The organism is Archaeoglobus profundus DSM 5631 (genome assembly GCF_000025285.1).
In the GTDB taxonomy this organism is placed as follows: domain Archaea; phylum Halobacteriota; class Archaeoglobi; order Archaeoglobales; family Archaeoglobaceae; genus Archaeoglobus_B; species Archaeoglobus_B profundus.
The window spans coordinates 227,662-246,271 of the sequence record NC_013741.1 but is presented as its reverse complement, the minus strand read 5'-3'; the positions used below and the strand labels follow the sequence as shown (position 1 = coordinate 246,271).

The window sequence follows — 18,610 nt, the reverse complement described above, 5'->3', positions numbered from 1 at the left end:
TTTATAATGATAGATTATAAATTTTGAAAGTTTCTAGCATAGCATAAACAATGTAGCAATTATTATAGATATTTGAATTTAATGAAAAAATTTATCAAAAATTCGAAAAGAAAATGGAAAAATGGAAGAGTTAAACAAGTTTTATAAAACGATTTGTAATTTGCCATGTATGATTCCTAAGGATCATCCAAGATACGAGTCATTAATGATGAGAGAAAGGATCGTTGAAGGATACAAGATGGGTATAACTGTACTGCAAGGTTTAATAGCGCACGGAAGGGGAGAAATGTTCGATTACGTGTTGGGTGAAAAATCCCACGACTTCGCTTTGAAAGCTGAGAAGGTTGCAGTTGCCCTCATGATGTTAAGTAAAAGGCCTGTAATTTCTGTAAACGGTAACACCGCAGTTTTGGTACCAGAAGAAATTTCCGAGCTTTCCAAACTCTTAAACGCACCGCTCGAAGTTAACGTGTTCCACTTTTCAAAGGAAAGAGTTGATAGGATTAAAAAGTATCTAGAAAGGTTTGGAGCAGAAGTTTTAGCAAACTGTGATGCCGAGCTGAATGGTTTGAGTCATGGAAGGAGAATAGTTGACAGAAGGGGAATATACGTTGCGGACACCGTTCTCGTCCCTTTGGAGGATGGTGACAGATGCGAAATCTTGAAGAAGCACGGAAAGAAGGTTATAGCAATAGATCTAAACCCACTTTCGAGAACAGCCATGATGGCGGATGTAACCATAGTAGACAACATTGTCAGGGCAATTCCAAACATGATTAAATTTGCCAAAAAACTCAGAGATGCCAGCAGAGAAGAACTCGAAGAGATCGTTAAAAACTACGACAACAGAAAAACACTTAGACTGGCATTGGAAACTATAAGGGACAACTTGACCAAAATAGCCGAAGAAAAATTGAGAGATATTTAAACCACGATCTCTTGCAGACCCATGTACTTTCTGAGATATACTGGAAGGAGTTCGGCTAGAGAAACGTAACCTACGATTGTTCCATTTTCTCGAACAAAAACTCTCGTAATCTTGTGTTCTTTAAGAAGTTTGACAACCTCATCAATAGGTGTATCTCCACTAACGGCTATAACGGGCTTCGAAGCTATTTCAGAAACTTTCACATCCCTAGGATCCAGTCCCTCTGCTAAGCATCTTAACACTATGTCCCTCAGCGTAACAACTCCGACAGCCTTACCATCTTCCTTAACTATCAAAGCGCCAATCTTCTTAAGGACAACGTTCTCTATAGCCTCCAAAACGTTTGCATCAGCGTCAATGAACTCCACCTTTCTACACATTATGTCTGCTACCAACACCGTCATCAAGGTATATGTTGTAGCAAAAATATATAAATTTTTCTACAATGTTAAATAATTTTTATTATCAATAATTTCAATTATAAATCGTGACATAACTTTAAAATATTGTTGATAAAATCTTATTGGAAATGGAAGAACTTTTCGAGCCAAGGGCTATCGCAGTCATAGGTGCTACGCCGAAGGAAGGAAAGGTCGGAAATACATTGCTAAAGAACTTGTCAAAATTCAAAGGAAAGATTTATGCGGTAAATCCAAAGTATAGAGAAGTTTTGGGTGTGGAATGCTATCCCTCTGTGAAAGATTTACCTGAAGAAGTCGATCTGGCAGTCATAGCCGTTCCAGCTGAAGTTGTTCCAAAAGTCCTAGAGGAATGCGGTGAAAAGGGGGTTAAAGCTGCTGTAGTTATAAGCGCCGGATTTAGAGAAGTCGGAAACTACAAGCTTGAGATGGAGCTTGTCGAAATATGCAAAAAGTACGGAATTAAAATGGTTGGTCCGAACTGTCTGGGAATCATAAATACGTCAAACGGCTTGAATGCAACCTTTAGCGGCGTAGAGCCCTTAAGAGGTAGAATTGCCCTGATAAGTCAGTCAGGAGCCCTGATAGTTGCAATAATGGACTGGGCTCTCGCAAACAACATCGGATTTAGTAAAATCGTCTCCCTAGGGAATAAGGCCCTTTTAAACGAGTGCGATTTCATTGAATATTTATCAAACGACGATGAAACCGAAGTAATAGCTCTCTACGTTGAGGGCATTGAAGAAGGCAGAAGGTTCATGGAAATTGCTGAGAAGTGTAGAAAGCCGATAGTTGCCATAAAGAGTGGTAAAACATCTGCAGGAGCGAAGGCCGTTTCGAGTCATACTGGAAGCTTGGCTGGCAGTTACGAGGCTTGCAGAACTGCTTTCAGACAGAGTGGTGTTGTAGAGGCTGAATCAGTTGAGGAACTCTTCGATTTTTCAACTGTTTTAAGCTACATCAAGGGATTTCGTGGGGGTGTTGCAATAGTAACAAATTCTGGAGGCCCAGCAGTTATGGCGTCAGATGCCGTTGAAAAGTATAACTTAAATCTCGCAAGTTTTGAGCATGAAACTGTGGAGATGCTTAGATCAATAGCCCCTTACGGCAATGTTTACAATCCAGTAGACGTTTTGGGAGATGCTGATGCTGAAAGGTTCTGCAAAGCGTTGGATATCGTTGCGAAGGATAGAAACGTTGGTTTAATACTCGCCATATTGACTCCTACTGCAACCATAGATGGTGTAAAAGTTGCTGAAAAAATTGTTGGGATTAACAAGAAGGTCGTAGGTTGTTTTATGGGTGGGAAGAGCTTTGAAGAAGCTGTAAGAATTTTAAGAGAGAAGGGTATAGCAAACTTTAACGATCCTGTTAGAGCTGTGAAGGCGATAGCATCAGTGCAGTTCTACAGCAGAAGAACTAAGAGGAAAGAATTCGTAAGGTTTGATGTCGATTTAAAGAAAGTGAGAGAACTGCTTAAGAGAGGTCTGTATTTCGAAGTGGTTAGGGAGTACGGGATACCCGTACCACCGTATGGGATTGCAAGATCGGCTGAAGAAGCTCTGGAGATTGCCGATAAAATTGGATACCCCGTTGCCATGAAGGTTGTGTCACCTAAGATTATCCACAAGACGGATGTAGGTTGTGTAAAGCTGAACGTTACGAGAAATGAGGTTGTTAAGATATTTTACGAGATATTGAAGAGAGCTGAGGAGTTTGGAGATGTGGAGGGCGTTATGATTCAGAAGATGATGCCCACTGGCAAGGAGGTAATAGTTGGTATGAAGAGAGATCCTAGCTTTGGCCCACTGGTGATGTTCGGTATGGGTGGAATTTACGTAGATGTATTTAGAGATGTTTCATTCAGAATAGCTCCGATAAGCAGGGAAGATGCGGAAGAGATGGTTAGAGAGGTTAAGGCTTACAGAATACTGCAAGGTGTTAGAGGTGAGAAACCTTCAGATGTTGATGCCATAATAGACGTCATTCTGAGGGTTTCACAGATGGTTATGGACTTGGAGGAGATTTTAGAGCTTGACATAAACCCTATATTTGTTTACGAGAAGGGTTGTTGTGCTGTGGATGTTAAGGTGATAGTATGATCTCCTCAACGGATGCATTCTCTGGCAAGAGCTCCCTCATAATAGCTCTGGGAAAGATACTTCAGGAAAGAGGATATAGGATCGGATACTTCAAGCCTTTTGGTATTGGTAAGTACGTTGGAAGAGAGTTGGTTGAGGAGGACGTTTCGAGTATAGTCTCCATACTGAAAGTTGACGACAGCTTAGAGACAATCTGCCCTGTAGTAATCGATAGACCCTACTTGGAATTCGAAATGAAGGTTGAAGGCATAAAAAAGAGAATTCTTGAAGCTTACCAAAGGGTTAGAGAAGGAAAGGACGTCGTACTCGTCGAAGGCGCTCTGAGCTACGAGGTTGGAAAATTCATGGGTTTGAGCGATGACGAGATTGCGAGAGAGCTAAATCTAAACGTAGTCATGGTAGCTAAATTTGATGAATTTGTCTTGGATAAGATTGCAATGGCGAAGCAAGTTTTTGGTGATAGGCTGAAGCAAGTTGTACTCAACTTCGTTTCAGGGTACATGGAGAGGTATATCAAGGATATATCCGAGAAATTGGAAAGTATCGGTGTTGAACTTGCTGGGGCAATTCCCAAAGATCCATTTCTATCAGGCACATTTCTAAGTGAGATTGTTGAAGTTCTTAACGGAAGATACCTCGTCGAGCCTAAGGAGGATGTAGTAATAGAGCAGGTCCTTATAGGAGCTATGACTGCACAATCCGCTCTCGAGCACTTCAGAAGGTGCAAAAACTGCGCTGTAATAACGGGTGGAGACAGATCGGACATAATAGTGACTGCTTTGGAGGTACCGAATATTAAATGTTTAATATTGACTGGAAATCTCGAACCTCCGAGCGTTGTTTTAGGAATAGCTAGAAGTAGGGGGACCCCGATTGTTCTGGTACCCTACGACACACTCACAACTGTTAGCTTGGTTAGCAGGGTCACTGGAAAGGGTAAGATGAAGGGAAAGAAAGTGGAAAGAATGGTTGAAATTGTTAAGGAGCACGTAGATGTTGATAAATTGGTGAGCGTATTATGCGGGTGAAGGTTCAGCTTTTCGCAACTCTGAGAAGATTTGGAAAGGAGTTCGAGGTTGAAGGTAACAGCTTAGAGGAAATTTTGAAGAAGTTGGCAGAGAGGCTGGGAGAGGAGTTTTACAGGGAGATTTTTGATGAGAACGGTAAGATAAGAAGCGATAGGATAATAACAGTCGATGGGAGGAACATAAAAGATGAAAGACCAAAGCTGAAGGAAGGTAGCGTTATAGCAATATTTCCACCTATTGCCGGAGGTTAGCAGAGGGGACAAAACTCCCACTTTCTATCTTTTTCAACTATCCTCAAAATCTTAACACCATGTTTTTCGCAAACTTTCGAAGTTGTGACCAATCTTCCCTTCTGAGGTAATGGACGTGAAAACTTACACTTTGGATAATTCGAACAGCCTATAAACCTCTTGTTGGCTCTCTTTACCAACAAAACTCCACCACACTCTGGACAGGAACCAATCGCATTTTTTTCCATCTCTTCTTCTCTATCCTTCTCGATACCCTCCTTTATTATGCTCCCCAACCTTTCCCTATCGACACTCTTCAAAATCCTGCTCAGAAAAACAACTGATTCCTTCAAAACATCTTTCTCATCTATTCTTCCTTCCGCAATCGCAGTCATGTCCCTTTCAAGCTTTGCGGTCATATCAGGAAGCGTTACTACTTCAGCAGTCTCCTTCAGAGCATTTATAACTGCAAAGGCTAGGTTCGTTGGCCTTATCGGGTTACCGTAGATGTACTTGCGATCGTAGAGCTTCTTTATAATCTCGTGCCTCGTTGACTTTGTTCCCAATCCCAAACTCTCCATAACCTTTATCAGAGTTCCCGTTGTATAGCGAGATGGTGGCTTTGTCTTCTCTTTCTTGATCTTCTTTTCCTCAACAACCAAAACTTCTCCAACCTTAAAATCTGGGATATAGCTCTCTTCTGGCTTTGAGTAATCATAAATTAATCTCCAACCAGCGAAGATGAGCTTTTTACCCATAGCTTTAAAGCCTTGCTCAAACTCGACCCTCTTTACCTCCCACTTCGCTTTGGGAGCTAAAGTAGCCAAAAATCTCTTCACAACCAGTTCATAAATTGTCCACTCGTCTTTACTAAGCTCGTCTTTACTTGCAACGGCTGTCGGGTGAATGGGAGGATGATCGCTTGTTTCTTTTCTGCCTCTGGATGGCTCTATACCGTGCTTGAGGACGAATTCGGCATGATCTTTGAAATCACTACTGAGGAACATTTCAACCAATTTCTTGAGGTTTAGAGTTTTTGGATAGACTGTGTTGTCTGTTCTCGGATAGGATATGTAACCCTCCATGTAGAGGTTTTCAGCTATAGCCATTGCTTTATCGGGTTTCATAAACTTCGACGCCTCTTTCAAGAACTCTGTTGTGTTGAAAGGAATCGGCTTTTTCTCCTCAACAACGCTCTTTTTGAAACTTAAAACCTTCAGAGTATTGATGGATTCTAAAACTGCTTTTGCCTCTTCTTCTTTTTCGAATTTTCTCTTTGCATAAATTCCCCTAACCTTTACAAAGGCATTGTAGTAGTATTTGGACTTGAACGACTTGATCTGCTCCTCCCTTTCAACTATCAATCTCAAAGTGGGGCTCTGAACTCTCCCAACGCTAAGAAAATCTCTACCCAAACGGTTTGCAGATAGGGACAGCAATCTCGTTAAAATAGCACCCCATAGCAGATCAACCTTGTGTCTGACTTCAGCAGATTTCGCCAGATTTAAATCCAAGCTCGTGGGATTTTCAAAAGCTCTTCTTACATCTACAGGAGTCAGGGCACTGAACCTTACTCTCTCTATCTTCACACCCGGATTTACCTTCTGAATAAGCTTGACAGCTGTCAATCCTATAAATTCTCCCTCTCTATCGTAGTCTGTGGCAATCGTAACTCTCTCAGCATCTTTTGCAAGTTCCAAAAGCGTCTTTACGACGTTTTTTTCTTTAACTTTAACTACAAATTTGGCTTTAAGTAAAGCTTCAAGAGGTGTTCTTCGCCAGTTGTTCAGCTCCTCAGGAAAATCGTATTCGACAATATGCCCCTTCAAACCCAAGACAAAGGCTTTATTGGAAGGAGAAAAGTAGTAATTGACCTGATTTTTTTTAAGAACCTTTACGTCCTTAAACAGGATTCGGGCAATCCTTCTGGCAGATTTATCCTTCTCAGCAACTATTAACCACATCACTTCTGTTCGATCAGTACAGCATTGATAAGTCCCTCCTGACTCGGTCTGTTCGTAACTCTTGCAAGTCCTATTTCAGTTTCGATTATAGCACCCTTCGTTATAACGTTCCTTCTCGCATAGTGAACGTGAGCGGGGTTCTCAACGACTCTCTTAATCTCAACCCTGACTACCTTTCCCTCGCTCGGCACATAGACATTTGCATACTTGTCCCTAACGAGCTTAACCTTGTAGTTTCCGCCTCTAACCCTTTCCAACTTGATCTTTCTCTCACCTATTAGAGTCTCTGTTTGCGGTCTTCCCATCTCATACTTCCTCTTCTTTCTGTGAGGTCTGTAAAGTCCGCCTGTAGGTTTTCTTCTGCTCCTTCCCTGCCAGATCATAAAGGGCAAGTTGAGAGACTGTTATTTAAGCCTTACCACCACACATCCTTAAGCCCGAGCTTGTAGGCTAAGACGTTTATTGTCAGGTGCAACAAGGGTGTTATGACTATTCCAGTGATTATAACATCCAAAGTGAACAGTTTGTAGAAAGCACTGCATCTGCTGGCTAAAATGTAGGCTATTATAAGGAAGGTAAGCTGATCCAAGATGGGAAACTTTCCTCCTCTCTCAACTCCAAATCTCCTCTTTATAAAGCTACCTATCGAATCTCCGAGCATAGCTCCAAAAGACAGCAGGAAAACTAGTTGAAGAAAAGAAGCGTAATCTAAAGATGAATATACGCTAAGACTGAACGATTTCTCGATAATTAGCTGAATATGAGCTGTAAATATACCGCCCAAAACTCCAGCTACGAAACCTCTTATAGTCTTCCCGTCACCGAGTATTCTCTTCCCATCTATAAAGTGCTTGCCAAGGTCTAACGGTTTTCCCCCACCAAAGATGACAGCGAAGTTGTTTGGTATGTAAGCCGGAAGGAGTAGCCAGATTGTTTTGATTATCAGTTCGAGCATGAGTCTAAAACGGCTGATGGATTTTGAGGTTTTTGATATCCGCAATGGTTCCCAGATATAGCACTTCGTCGTTTACAGCGTAGACTTCTACTTCTTCGCAGTCAACCTCCGCAAGTATAGGAGATATGAATTCGCAAGAAGTTACGTCACTTCCTTGGACTAGTGGAGAAAATGCTGGAAGGACTATTATCTCCCTTCCGTCCTTCCTAACCCTAAGAAAACAATGAAATGTGTAGACTCCGTCTACTCTAACCTTTATTGCCGGATGTTCGTGACCCATTATTATTTTGTCGGCATCACATGCCTTATGACCGTGGACAATCCTCCAGCCTTCAACATCGTAGTGATCGAGCAAATCTATCCCGAATTTTGCTAAAATCGCCTTGAGAAAGTTGTCGTGATTACCCCTAACAACCACAACTTCCAAATCTTTACTAAGCAGAAAATCTATTACAGCTTTAACATCCTCCCATTCGTAGGGCAAGTTTTTGCCGAACTCGTGTTTCAAATCGCCAGCTATCACAACCCTCTCAACTTCTTTTGAAACTCTATCAAGTCTCTCAAGGATCTCATCGAGCTGAACCTTCGGTATTGCGATACCTTTTTCTATCAGCACGTTCTCCAAGCCAAGATGAAGGTCAGCTATCACCGCGGTCCTCCCAACTATCAGAGCTCTCTCAGGTGTAAACTTGATGCCCACAATTGCAGAAGTGAAGGAATGCTTATAGCCTTAACTGGAACTCCAGGAGTCGGGAAGAGTACAGTTGCCGAAATATTGAGGAAGAGAGGATATATTGTTTTGTCAGTCAACGAGTTAGCTGAGAAATTTAACTGCATAATTGGTGAAGAGGAAGGGTGTAAAATAGTCGATGTTGAAAAGCTGGCTGAGAATGTTAGAAAAGTAGTTAAAGGCTTAACGATTATCGAGGGTCATCTTTCACATCTTCTCAACCCGGATTTGGCAATAGTTTTGAGATGCAATCCGTTGGAGCTAAAGAGGAGGCTTGAAAGGAAGGGCTGGAGTGAGGAGAAAATTCTCGAAAACGTCGAGGCTGAGCTTGTCGATGTGATTCTCATCGAAGCTTTGGACAGTGTTGAGAAAGTATACGAGATAGACACAACCAATTTAACTCCTGAAGAAGTGGCTAATGCTGTCGAAGAAATTTTGAGAGGTGAAAGTGAGAAATACAAGCCAGGAAGGATCGATTGGTTGTCTGAAGTAGGTGACAAGCTGGATGAGCTTATCAGACGTTGAGACATAAGGTTTATAAACACATCAGTTCTCATATCCAGTAGTCCCGGCTTAGCTCAGTCTGGCAGAGCGCGGGCCTGTAGTCTGGCGACCGGGCAGAGAGCCCGGGGTCCCCGGTTCAAATCCGGGAGCCGGGACTCCTTACTTCTACCAATCCCATCATTCCTAGAGAAAAATAATTGAAGAGGCTATTACTCACCCAAAATTTCCTTTACGACCTTAATTCCAAACTCCACAAGCTCCTTAGCCTTCTTCTTTGACTTAGCCTCGGCAAATATCCTGACTATAGGTTCCGTCCCTGAAGGTCTTATGAGAATCCAGCTGTCCTCGTAGTCTATTCTTGCCCCATCTGTGAAGTTTGCATCTGGAAACTTCTCTTCCAGCCCCTTCAAAAGCTTGATCTTATCCCTGCACGGTAACTTAGTCTTTATCATGTAGTACTTCGGAATTCCCTTTACTAACTCTGAGATAGGTTTATTTTCTAAAGCCATAAGCTCCAAAACCTTCGCAAAGCTCATAGCTCCATCCCTTGCAAGCAAGTGCTCCGGGAAAATTAAACCGCCATTCCCCTCTCCACCGAAAACTGCCTTTACTTTAAGCATGGTTTCAGCGACGACTGGTGATCCTACTGGAGTGTAGATAACTTCACCACCAGCTTCCACAACCACATCCTCAACACACTTTGAAGAGCTTACTGGGGTTACAACTTTACCACCGTTATTCTTCTCCACATAATATTTAGCCATCAAAGCGAGCATTATGTCTTCAGGAATGAATCTACCTTTCTCATCAACAAAAGTTGCCCTATCCGCATCTCCGTCATGAGCAACACCCAAATCCGCTCCAACCTCTTTAACAACCCTTTTCAACAATCCAACATTTTCTTCAACGGGCTCGGGATTTCTCTGAGGAAATCGACCATCCGGATGCGCATTTATGCTGATCACATTACAACCTAGCTCCTTCAATATGTAAGGCGAAGTTACGTAGCCAGCCCCGTTACCGCAATCTATAACGACCTTAAACCCCTTCCCAGCAATCGCATCGACGTCAACTTTGCTAAGAATTCCGTTTATGTACAATCTTCTATATTCATCGTAATACACTTGCCCAATATTGTCCCAGCTTGCAAATCTGAAGGATTTGCTCTTATAAATACGCTCACACTCTGCATCCATGTCTCTTGTGAACTCCCTGCCATCCTCTTGAATGAACTTTATACCTCCATACTCTCTCGGATTGTGGCTTGCAGTGACAACTATTCCTCCCTCGATCTCATCCTTGCTCTTAACGTAATATTGCAAAGCTGGAGTCGGAGCGATTCCGAGATCAACGACATCACACCCGCAGGACGTCAAACCTGCTATAACTGCACTCTTGAGCATGTAACTTGAGATACGTGTGTCCATAGCTACAGCAACCTTTCTCTTTAGAGTTCCCATAACCCTTCCTAAATTCATGGCCATTTCGGGAGTTAGTTCCTCGTTAGCTACTCCTCTAACACCGTCAGTACCAAAAAGCTCTCCGACGGCACCTATTCTCGTCATAATCTTAATTCTGAGCGATTCGATATAACAGTTACGTTATTCTATTCAGAATTAGGAAGATCAGGTCACCTAGAGTTACAGCAACTATAAATCCAAACGTCATGAAGACTAAAAAAGGCAGGGCAGGAGTTACCCAAACTTCCTTCACACCCAAGCTCTTCAACTCTTCAACAACCTTACTGTCAAATTCAATTCCTCTAAGAGACCTAACAACCTTCCCGTTCTCAACCCACTCCAAAAGGTTGTGAAACTTCGGAATCTCATCGATTTTGACTTTATATCCGATAAACATGGTTTTTGCGAAATCACCCTTCAAAGCGTTCCTTACGAAGAAGTAGAGGGATATTAGCGGTGCGAATATCACAGAATCTGTTAAAACGCTTAATGCGAAGATAAAACCCTTAACAGTGAACTCAAAAATCTCGGGATAAATCGGAAACATTATGGATAAGCTTATCAGCGCCTTGCAGTCTGCCCCTCCGAAGTTCAAAAGGTAATACATCACGTTCGCAAGAATAAAGATCAGTACAAACTGTATGAGCGCAAACGTTAGATTGAAAGGCTCTTGAATGTATTGGATAACGTTCAAAGGTATAGCCAAAGCGATCATAAACAACCAAATCCTGTCATCTATCTCTCTCGTTTTCAAATCCTCGATACTAGCCCTAATGAAAATTAAAAGAGTTACAAGCACTTTAACGGTTTCGACAAGCATATCAGATCGGATATTATTGCTGAAGCGGTCTCTCTGCTTCCCGCTCCCCTTCCTATAACGAACACTTCACCAGCCAAGTCAGTTTCTATCTCTAGAGCGTTCAGCGTTCCATATATTGCCAGAGGATGGTTTAAGGGTATAAGTCTCGGTGAGACTCTTAGATACTCACTTGTAGCTTCTGCTATCAACCTAATAGTGTAACCGTTCTCAAGAGCAACTTTGAAAGCTTCGGGAGTCAGATCGGATATTCCAACCCTTTCCACATCTTCGAACTTCGCGTCAAGCCCCATTATCGCGTTCGCTATTATAACGAGCTTTGCACTCGCATCAATCCCCTCTACATCGTAGGTAGGATCAGCCTCAGCTATTCCCAATTCCTTGGCCTCTTCGAGTATCATTTCATAAGGTAGAAGCTCTTTCTCCATTCTAGAGAGGATGTAGTTGCATGTTCCGTTCAGAATTCCCTTGACAGAAATTATCTCGTTTCCGGCTAAATCGACCTTTGCGAGCTTTATGACTGGCATTGCCCCTCCCACGGTAGCCTCAAACATCAATCTAGCGTTGTTTTTCTCTGCAAGACTCATGAGTTCTTTAAAAGCTACGGCGAGAGGCCCCTTGTTAGATGTTACGACATCAATTCCCCTCTTTAGGCACTCCTTTATGTGTGTTAATCCCGGTTCACCGTTCTCAATGTTAGTTGGAGTTACCTCTATACAAACATCGAAATCCAGCTCTCTTACAACTTCAATCGATGTTACTCGCTTTGGCAAACTTCCTCTCTTCTTCATCTCAAGAACTTCTCTGAGATCCAATCCATTCTCGTCAAACACTCCACCCTTAGAATCAGTTACCGCTACAACCTTGTAATCTCCCAGATAACGCTTTAGATAATCTCTTTTCTCAATCAAAACTTCAGCAACTCCCCTCCCAACGGAACCGAAGCCTATTATGGCGATTCTCATAATGGCTCTACAACCTTTATCCCCTTAGCCTTACAGACCTCTTTCAAAATTCTAACAGATTCTCTCAGCTTCTCGTCGTTAACGGCTGAAAGCTTTATGAAGGCCGTGGAAGGCTTGTTCAGTTCCGGCATGACTATCCTCATTTCAACAACTTCTGCAAATCCTGTTCTGTCAACGGCGTCCACAGTACTCCTCAAATCGGTATGAATTATGTGCCCGATCAAAAGTAGGGAGGTGGTTACTGTGTGTTTAACTCTATTGTAATTTCTTATACAGATTCCCCTACTTTCTATTTCTCTTATCAATTGGTCTATCTTTTTCTCATCTATCTGAACTGCAATTCTCACAGGAATCTTACCCAGAGGGGTAATCTCATCTCTCCTGTGAGTGACGCTGATTATGTTTCCACCCAGCTTTGAAATGGGCTCCAAAACCTTTATGAGTTGTCCCGGTTTGTCCTCAAGCTCAACTACCATCGTCAGCATATACTGGAACACCTTCCTTCTCTGTCTTTTTCCTAAACTCTTCCATGATCTTCTTGGTTATCTCACCCGGCTTGCCGTCACCAATAACTCTACCATCTATCCAAACTATTGGACAAACCTCAGCAGCGGTTCCAGTTACGAATACCTCGTCAGCTGTGTAGAGATCGTAAAGACTTAGGTTTGTTTCCTTGAACGGAATTCCGAGCTCGTGAATAATTTCAATAACAACTTCCCTTGTAATGCCCTTGAGATTATTTATAGTCGGTGGAGTCATGATAACTCCGTTCTTGACGACGAATATGTTATCTCCACTACCTTCACTCACATAACCGTTGTGATCCAAGAATATTGCTTCATCACCTCCTTTTACGTTAGCCTCAATCTTTGCCAGTATGTTGTTGAGGTAGTTCATCGACTTTATGTTAGGTGGCAGAGAATCAATCGCATTTCTTCTAACAGTCACAGTAACAGCCTTAATACCCTTCTCATACAAATCTCCATAGAGTTTCTCCCAAGGCTGAGCTATGACTATTATTGTCGGCTTTCCGCACTTTCTCGGATCTAGGCCCAGATCTCCAACTCCTCTAGTGACAATCGGTCTTATATAGGCGTCTCTCAAGTTGTTTTTCCGCAAAGTCTCCAAGATAATTTCCATGAACTCCTCCTTTGAAATTGGGATTTCCAAAGCTATTGCCTTTGCAGAATCGTAAAGTCTGTCTATGTGTTCCTTCAACCTGAAAACTCTACCGTTGTAGGCCCTTATACCTTCAAAAACTCCGTCGCCGTAGAGAAATCCATGGTCAAAAACGCTAACTTTTGCCTCACTCTTCGGAACAAACTTACCATCGATGTAAACGAGTAGTTCTTGCATACCGCTCGAAAAATAGTTTTGCAATAATAAGGGTTTCGTTTCAAGTGAAGTCGAAGAGTGTCTTCTGAATAGTCGTTTTCAAGCTCGCCTCTGTATAGCCAAACCTCTCGAGTATCCTCATCACTGCGGGAATTATCTGGTGATCGATGTAGTAGTCTTTATCGATTTTCTTAACCATGATGCCAGATGGTGTCCTTATCTTTAGATTCTCTCCATCAAACTCCTCGATAAGCTCTATAGGATAGGCTCTATCGCTAATACTACCCCCTCCTTTCACAATAACGAAACCTACCTTAGTTCCGATAGGATAGTATATTCCCATCTCCATAGCTCTCAAAGCTGCTTTAACGTGAGCCTGCTTGCTCTCATACTTGTCTGGCTTCTTCGTCAAACCCTTGTATATCACATAATCTTCAAGCTTGAACTTACCTTCCTTAATTTCCTCTATAACATTCTTCACGAACTTCAGAGCTTTATCTGGATTTCTTTCCCTGAGAATTATTTCTATAACTTCCCTTTGCACCCTCTTAGCCAATTCGCACCAGTCCCCTCTTCTAACCTCCAAACCCTTTACAACTATTCTGTCATCATCCGTAAGCCCCGCATACCTCTTCTTCTCAACGAAGAATATGGCTTTGTAAAACTCGTCAATCTCAAGTTGTATCGGTAACTCCTTGGAAATGACATCTATCAACTTTAAACACTCCTTCTCAAGATCTTTCAAATTTAATTTATTCTTTTTTATAAAAAGAGAGTCTGTATCTCCATATAGAACCTCAAAACCCATACTTTCGGCAATCTTAACGGCTCTCTTTATGAAGTATCGACCCCAAGCCGTTGTAGCCTCTGCACACTCTCTACAATACCATCTCGCCAAATTCCATCCTGTATAGCCATAGAATGAGTTTGTTAAGACTTTTAATGTTTGCTGTTTTATGTCCAAGAGCTTGTAATCTTCCGAGTCTGGGTCTAGTTCCTTCATCTGCCTTTTCATCTCCCTCCTCTTCTCGATCAGCATCTTCAGTATTCTTTTGAAGAAACCATCTGGACTCTTTCTAAACTTGTGTCCTACCTCAGGAGCAACGTAGCAATCTTCACACTCCCCTTTAACGAGAGTATCTGGGCTTATGTTGAAGTTAATCATTATTGAGGGGTACATACTGGCAAAATCTAAACAAGCTACGTTCTCGTGCAAACCTCTCGCTGGCTCTAAAACAAAAGCACCTTCGTAGCTTTCCTCAATCTCAGGTGGATTTGGGGCGATTTCGTTGATCTTTTTAGCTTCGCTGAGGAGGAAGTAATCTACCTGCTTGCCCCTCCCCAACCTCGCAACATCATCCAAGGGTAGTCTGATCATCCTGCTGAGTTCGTAGTGCATCGGCAAAAGCTCCAAAGCTAACCTGTAAGTTGTTAAGACATCGTTTAAGACGTGTTTGAAGACTTTCTCCTTCTCTCCTCTCATCCAGCACTTGTAGATATCTCTACCCTCGATATCCTCCTCTTCAACCTTAGCCCCCAAAAACTCCGCAACCTTCTTCAGTGTCTTGATCTTAACGTCAGGAATCTTCAAAGCTATATCGTACAAATCCACATTCAACCTTCCAGCTATCTTAGGTCTACCACCCCTGAAGCTTATCTCGCTCCTATCCCTCCCTATGTCGAGTCTTATTCCAAACTTCTCAGCCCTCTTTTTTACGTAAGGCCAGTCGAAGTTGTCCTGGTTGTATCCGACTATGATGTCTGGATCCTGCTCCTTGATGATGCTAACAAACCTTCTCAAAATATCTCGCTCATCTCCATGCAAGACCTCCTCAAAATCACCGCATTTTACGGCTATAGCGATTATGGGGTCCTTCTCTGGATCGGGCATGAATTGTGCAAGCATTTCACAATCAAAGGCTAAGATTTTCAGATCGGGAAAACCTTTTTTCTCAACTCTCCTAACACTTCTAACCTCGTAAGCCCTCAAAACACCCTCCTTAACCGCAATCGGCTCTATTTCAATCCCATCCATGCAAGCTAAGTCCTTATCAATGAGGTACCTGTAAGCAAAAGGTATGTCAGCCTCTCTAACTTCCGCAAATTTCTTTATCTCCTCTCTCAGCTTGGGAACGTGCTGAGGATGCCGTGTGTAAACTTTAAGAGCCTTTATAGGCTTGCCCAAACTTTTAGCTTCAATCTCTTCAACCTTTAAGGGGGTGATAATCCCCTCATTCGTGCGAACCTTAACCTTCATTACATCCTCAGCTTTACAACCTATCACGTAGAAGTAAGGTAGGAAGTTGCGATCGTAAGCTACGAATACACCTTTATCATCCTTACACCATAATCTAATGACAGCCCTGTCATTCTCCGTAACGTAATCGACATCTAAAAGCCAAGCTTTGATCATCGATACGATGTATCCCCAATAATATAAATAAGTTCAGTCCATGAATTCCTGAAGAGTTCTGTCGTGCTTCTCTTCAACTACTTCGACAGACTCCACACGCTTTACCGACAACAGCAGTCTCCTGGCATTGTAGCCGTGCTTTTCAAGGATCTCAACCACTTTCTCCTTCAAATCCTCAACGTCAACTTCAGCAAAGAGGTCAAAATCTGTTATGGGAAGGTTCGTCTGGATGTTATCATCCTCATCAATATCAGATGATAACATCCTTCATCCTTAGGTCTCATCGGATTCGGGGATCACATCTCCTCGACCTCGTTCAGGGCAAACCCTCATGCCCCACATTTCAACACACCTAACCATTTGCCTGTTAAGTTGATTATAGCTACGCTATCTCTATCCATCGTAAAACCACAGTTCTTGCATACGAGCGTTCTATTTTCAAATTTAGTATTCAAGCTCTTGCATTTAGGACAAGTTCTCGATGAATTTTTTGGATTGACGTAAACTACTGCCAAACCTTCTTTCTTAGCCTGCCACTCTATCCAAGATTGAAGCTTTCTGTAAACGAAGAACGTAAATCTTTCACTCCACGACTTCTTTAACTTGGCTTGCTTATCTCTCAACCCATTCAAATCTTCTAAGACAATCGTGTCGTATCCTCGTTCTTTCGCAAATGCTACTATCTTTCTTGAGATTTGCTTGACGAAATTGTTTGTGACACCGTTAATCCTTCTCCACCATCTTGATATTGCTTTCCTAATTCCTCTAACATGTAACCATTGTTTGTTATACATCTTTTGAGTTTTCTCGATGTGATTCTTTTTAATGTGTATTATTCTTTGTAAAGGTGTCCTGAACCTTGCTTCGGTTTTATCGTTACCCACGACAACTTCCTCGAAATTCATATCAACCGCTACAACCTTTTCACTTGGATTCGCTATTTTAACAACCTTCTTTAATGTTACATAGAGCTTAATCATTTTCCCTTGTATTTTCATTATCAAATCTCCGAACTTCCAATCCTTGTATTTGTCAATCCATTTCTTGTTGAATCCTTTTATTTCAAATTCTCCGAGTCCTTGTAGCCTCAAATAACACTTGTTACCGTCGAATTTAACACTATAACTCTGGTAATCACACCTTGCTCTATAGCTTTTAATTACACATTTGTTTTCTCCATTGTTCTCGTTGTTTATTACCGCTTTGGCAATCATGGACGCTTCCCTTTCGCACCCTATTGCAAACTTTGGTGGTAGGTTAAATCTACGCTTCAAAGTTTCGTAGAATTCGTGTATCTTCTTTATATCTTGTTCCCATCTTATCCTTCTCGTCTTTTTAACATATCTCCACCTACCATATTTGCTTGGGTCTCTTAGAATTTCATGAACTACAAATCTCAACGCATTCGTATAATTCCTTACCAAGTTGAACAAAGGCTCTGCCCTAACGGTCATTTCAACCGTTCCCGTTAGGGTTACTTCATCGCCCATTATATAACATTTGGTATATAAATTTATAAAGTTTTCGCAATTATATCTCGTTTTAGTGTGTTTCGTTTATCGTTAAATGATAATATTCGATAACAAGTTTATCAAAAATACTGGTTATATTTGCCAAGAAGCTGTTAATCCTGATCTCTTCACAGATGTTTTCGAAGAGCGACAGTAAGTCTTTCAAAAATGAAGGCTTCCAAATCCTGCCTACGAACCTAACCCTCGTAACCCTCATTAAATTCAGTTTGCTCAAAAGTATAATAAAGTTAGGGAAAGAGGGGTGGGAAGTCCAAACCCAACTTCTCATCCCAACCCATCATGACGTTCATATTCTGAATAGCTTGCCCACTCGCTCCCTTAACCAAGTTGTCGATAGCCGATACAGCTACAATCCTGTCCTCTCCTTTGAATAGTGCTATATCGCAGAAGTTGCTACCCCTCACATAGCTCAGCCTAACCTCATCCTGCAACCTTACGAAGTAGCAATCCCTGTAAAAATCCTCATAAATTCTAACGATTTCCTCAAGGCTCAGGTTCTCTTTAAGGAAGATGTGGGATGTTGTCAAAATCCCCCTCGATCCCGGGAATACTTGCGGTGTGAACGAGACAGCAATTTCAGAGTTGAAGGGCTTAAGCTCTTGGACTATCTCGTAATAATGCCTGTGATTCGTGACCTTGTATGGGACTACGCTTTCATGCAGGTTGGGGTAGTGAGTAAATTCCGTTGGTTTCACTCCAGCTCCAGTTATTCCGCTCTTGCAATCAAAAACAACTCTTTCAGCATATTTGGCTATTGGAGCTACTGCCAAGATACATCCAGTTGGGTAACATCCGGGATTCGCAACCAAATTAGCCTTTGCAATCTCATCTCTGTGCAATTCCGTTAAGCCGTAAACTGCCTCAACATAACCTTCATGCTTCAAACCGTAAACTTTCTCATAGACATCCTTGGGCAATCTGTAATCCGCTGAAAGATCAACAACTTTAATACCAACCTCCAAAAGCTGGGGAACGTATTTCATAGCCTCTCCGTGTGGAACTGCCGTAAAAGCTACATCGCATTCTTCAAAATATTTCATCTCAGGTTCCACAAATTTTAGATCGTAGAATCCCTTCAAATGCCTGTGAACCTTCCAAACATCCTTTCCAGCCAACTTTCTCGAAGTTACAACACTAACTTCAACCTTCGGATGGTTGTAGAGCAGTCTTAAGAGTTCTCCACCCGTGTATCCGCTGCCTCCGATTACTCCAACCTTCATAGTCATCA

20 protein-coding genes and 1 tRNA gene are annotated in these 18,610 nt (G+C 42.0%); 6 read left to right on the top strand and 15 right to left on the bottom strand.

The genetic code is table 11. From position 1 onward, the window contains the following. The first annotated feature begins 169 nt into the window (after positions 1-169). Positions 170-928 (top strand): 4-phosphopantoate--beta-alanine ligase, encoded by a 759-nt coding sequence (locus ARCPR_RS01440; protein WP_148208648.1) that lies wholly within the window; start codon positions 170-172, stop codon positions 926-928. Here ARCPR_RS01440 and ARCPR_RS01435 read toward each other — a convergent pair. Next, on the bottom strand, positions 925-1,332 hold the full coding sequence (locus tag ARCPR_RS01435) for a CBS domain-containing protein (RefSeq protein WP_012939693.1): 408 nt from the start codon (positions 1,330-1,332) through the stop codon (positions 925-927). The two genes, ARCPR_RS01440 and ARCPR_RS01435, sit on opposite strands and share 4 nt — an antisense overlap. Before the next feature lie 125 nt (positions 1,333-1,457). Here ARCPR_RS01435 and ARCPR_RS01430 point away from each other — a divergent pair, with 125 nt between their 5' ends. From ARCPR_RS01430 to ARCPR_RS01420, 3 genes are read left to right on the top strand one after another with little or no spacing between them, the layout of a single operon-like run. Next, on the top strand, positions 1,458-3,449 hold the full coding sequence (locus tag ARCPR_RS01430; RefSeq protein ID WP_012939692.1) for an acetate--CoA ligase family protein: 1,992 nt from the start codon (positions 1,458-1,460) through the stop codon (positions 3,447-3,449). Further along, complete coding sequence (locus ARCPR_RS01425; RefSeq protein ID WP_012939691.1) at positions 3,446-4,477, top strand: phosphotransacetylase family protein; 1,032 nt, start codon at positions 3,446-3,448, stop codon at positions 4,475-4,477. Before ARCPR_RS01430 ends, ARCPR_RS01425 begins: the two co-directional genes overlap by 4 nt. Then, entirely contained in the window at positions 4,468-4,728 is a 261-nt protein-coding gene (locus ARCPR_RS01420; protein ID WP_012939690.1) for a MoaD/ThiS family protein, read from the top strand. Before ARCPR_RS01425 ends, ARCPR_RS01420 begins: the two co-directional genes overlap by 10 nt. Here ARCPR_RS01420 and ARCPR_RS01415 read toward each other — a convergent pair. The 4 genes from ARCPR_RS01415 to ARCPR_RS01400 are packed head-to-tail and all read right to left on the bottom strand — an operon-like array spanning position 4,725 to position 8,326. Continuing rightward, a complete protein-coding gene (locus ARCPR_RS01415; RefSeq protein ID WP_012939689.1) occupies positions 4,725-6,671 on the bottom strand; it encodes a DNA topoisomerase I in 1,947 nt (648 codons plus the stop codon). The genes ARCPR_RS01420 and ARCPR_RS01415 overlap by 4 nt on opposite strands. Next, positions 6,671-7,054, bottom strand: coding sequence for a 30S ribosomal protein S8e (locus ARCPR_RS01410; protein WP_012939688.1), 384 nt, complete (start codon positions 7,052-7,054; stop codon positions 6,671-6,673). The genes ARCPR_RS01415 and ARCPR_RS01410 overlap by 1 nt, the downstream gene beginning before the upstream one ends. Positions 7,055-7,086: 32 nt before the next feature. Beyond that, positions 7,087-7,626, bottom strand: a complete 540-nt coding sequence (locus ARCPR_RS01405; protein ID WP_012939687.1) for a CDP-2,3-bis-(O-geranylgeranyl)-sn-glycerol synthase — start codon at positions 7,624-7,626, stop codon at positions 7,087-7,089. Between the two features lie 4 nt (positions 7,627-7,630). Further along, positions 7,631-8,326, bottom strand: coding sequence for a metallophosphoesterase (locus ARCPR_RS01400; RefSeq protein WP_012939686.1), 696 nt, complete (start codon positions 8,324-8,326; stop codon positions 7,631-7,633). A gap of 18 nt (positions 8,327-8,344) precedes the next feature. Between ARCPR_RS01400 and ARCPR_RS01395 the strand changes: the two genes are divergently transcribed. Beyond that, a complete protein-coding gene (locus tag ARCPR_RS01395) occupies positions 8,345-8,881 on the top strand; it encodes an adenylate kinase family protein (RefSeq protein ID WP_012939685.1) in 537 nt (178 codons plus the stop codon). A gap of 42 nt (positions 8,882-8,923) precedes the next feature. Further along, positions 8,924-9,015 (top strand) — tRNA-Tyr (locus tag ARCPR_RS01390). 54 nt (positions 9,016-9,069) lie between these two features. Here the strand turns inward: ARCPR_RS01390 and glmM are convergent. The 10 genes from glmM to argC all read right to left on the bottom strand — a co-directional run bounded on the left by glmM (position 9,070) and on the right by argC (position 18,608). Continuing rightward, positions 9,070-10,425 carry a phosphoglucosamine mutase gene (glmM, locus tag ARCPR_RS01385; RefSeq protein WP_012939684.1) on the bottom strand — a complete coding sequence of 452 codons (1,356 nt, stop codon included), beginning with the start codon at positions 10,423-10,425 and terminating at the stop codon, positions 9,070-9,072. 31 nt (positions 10,426-10,456) lie between these two features. Next, the gene (locus tag ARCPR_RS01380) at positions 10,457-11,074 is read right to left on the bottom strand and encodes an A24 family peptidase (RefSeq protein ID WP_187286416.1); all 618 of its coding nucleotides are present in this window, start codon (positions 11,072-11,074) and stop codon (positions 10,457-10,459) included. 35 nt (positions 11,075-11,109) lie between these two features. Beyond that, positions 11,110-12,102: a homoserine dehydrogenase gene (locus ARCPR_RS01375; RefSeq protein WP_012939682.1), complete on the bottom strand. Its 993-nt coding sequence runs from the start codon at positions 12,100-12,102 to the stop codon at positions 11,110-11,112. Next, a complete protein-coding gene (locus ARCPR_RS01370) occupies positions 12,099-12,587 on the bottom strand; it encodes an ACT domain-containing protein (protein ID WP_012939681.1) in 489 nt (162 codons plus the stop codon). Before ARCPR_RS01370 ends, ARCPR_RS01375 begins: the two co-directional genes overlap by 4 nt. After that, the gene (gene ilvE, locus ARCPR_RS01365; protein ID WP_012939680.1) at positions 12,568-13,458 is read right to left on the bottom strand and encodes a branched-chain-amino-acid transaminase; all 891 of its coding nucleotides are present in this window, start codon (positions 13,456-13,458) and stop codon (positions 12,568-12,570) included. The genes ARCPR_RS01370 and ilvE overlap by 20 nt, the downstream gene beginning before the upstream one ends. A 40-nt stretch (positions 13,459-13,498) precedes the next feature. Beyond that, complete coding sequence (locus tag ARCPR_RS01360) at positions 13,499-15,850, bottom strand: DNA-directed DNA polymerase (protein WP_012939679.1); 2,352 nt, start codon at positions 15,848-15,850, stop codon at positions 13,499-13,501. A gap of 33 nt (positions 15,851-15,883) precedes the next feature. Then, positions 15,884-16,114 (bottom strand): hypothetical protein, encoded by a 231-nt coding sequence (locus tag ARCPR_RS01355; protein WP_012939678.1) that lies wholly within the window; start codon positions 16,112-16,114, stop codon positions 15,884-15,886. 65 nt (positions 16,115-16,179) lie between these two features. Next, positions 16,180-17,340, bottom strand: a complete 1,161-nt coding sequence (locus ARCPR_RS01350; RefSeq protein WP_012939677.1) for an RNA-guided endonuclease TnpB family protein — start codon at positions 17,338-17,340, stop codon at positions 16,180-16,182. Positions 17,341-17,392: 52 nt separating this feature from the next. Then, entirely contained in the window at positions 17,393-17,578 is a 186-nt protein-coding gene (locus tag ARCPR_RS01345; protein WP_012939676.1) for a hypothetical protein, read from the bottom strand. 31 nt (positions 17,579-17,609) lie between these two features. Further along, a complete protein-coding gene (gene argC / locus ARCPR_RS01340) occupies positions 17,610-18,608 on the bottom strand; it encodes an N-acetyl-gamma-glutamyl-phosphate reductase (protein ID WP_012939675.1) in 999 nt (332 codons plus the stop codon). Positions 18,609-18,610 lie beyond the last annotated feature (2 nt).

Coding starts and splice junctions, on each gene's coding strand:
- ARCPR_RS01440 (WP_148208648.1), top strand. CDS start 170: ATGATTCCTAAGGATCATCCAAGATACGAGTCATTAATGATGAGAGAA.
- ARCPR_RS01435 (WP_012939693.1), bottom strand. CDS start 1,332: ATGACGGTGTTGGTAGCAGACATAATGTGTAGAAAGGTGGAGTTCATT.
- ARCPR_RS01430 (WP_012939692.1), top strand. CDS start 1,458: ATGGAAGAACTTTTCGAGCCAAGGGCTATCGCAGTCATAGGTGCTACG.
- ARCPR_RS01425 (WP_012939691.1), top strand. CDS start 3,446: ATGATCTCCTCAACGGATGCATTCTCTGGCAAGAGCTCCCTCATAATA.
- ARCPR_RS01420 (WP_012939690.1), top strand. CDS start 4,468: ATGCGGGTGAAGGTTCAGCTTTTCGCAACTCTGAGAAGATTTGGAAAG.
- ARCPR_RS01415 (WP_012939689.1), bottom strand. CDS start 6,671: ATGTGGTTAATAGTTGCTGAGAAGGATAAATCTGCCAGAAGGATTGCC.
- ARCPR_RS01410 (WP_012939688.1), bottom strand. CDS start 7,054: ATGATCTGGCAGGGAAGGAGCAGAAGAAAACCTACAGGCGGACTTTAC.
- ARCPR_RS01405 (WP_012939687.1), bottom strand. CDS start 7,626: ATGCTCGAACTGATAATCAAAACAATCTGGCTACTCCTTCCGGCTTAC.
- ARCPR_RS01395 (WP_012939685.1), top strand. CDS start 8,345: ATGCTTATAGCCTTAACTGGAACTCCAGGAGTCGGGAAGAGTACAGTT.
- glmM (WP_012939684.1), bottom strand. CDS start 10,425: ATGACGAGAATAGGTGCCGTCGGAGAGCTTTTTGGTACTGACGGTGTT.
- ARCPR_RS01375 (WP_012939682.1), bottom strand. CDS start 12,102: ATGAGAATCGCCATAATAGGCTTCGGTTCCGTTGGGAGGGGAGTTGCT.
- ARCPR_RS01370 (WP_012939681.1), bottom strand. CDS start 12,587: ATGCTGACGATGGTAGTTGAGCTTGAGGACAAACCGGGACAACTCATA.
- ilvE (WP_012939680.1), bottom strand. CDS start 13,458: ATGCAAGAACTACTCGTTTACATCGATGGTAAGTTTGTTCCGAAGAGT.
- ARCPR_RS01360 (WP_012939679.1), bottom strand. CDS start 15,850: ATGATCAAAGCTTGGCTTTTAGATGTCGATTACGTTACGGAGAATGAC.
- ARCPR_RS01355 (WP_012939678.1), bottom strand. CDS start 16,114: ATGTTATCATCTGATATTGATGAGGATGATAACATCCAGACGAACCTT.
- ARCPR_RS01350 (WP_012939677.1), bottom strand. CDS start 17,340: ATGGGCGATGAAGTAACCCTAACGGGAACGGTTGAAATGACCGTTAGG.
- ARCPR_RS01345 (WP_012939676.1), bottom strand. CDS start 17,578: ATGAGGGTTACGAGGGTTAGGTTCGTAGGCAGGATTTGGAAGCCTTCA.
- argC (WP_012939675.1), bottom strand. CDS start 18,608: ATGACTATGAAGGTTGGAGTAATCGGAGGCAGCGGATACACGGGTGGA.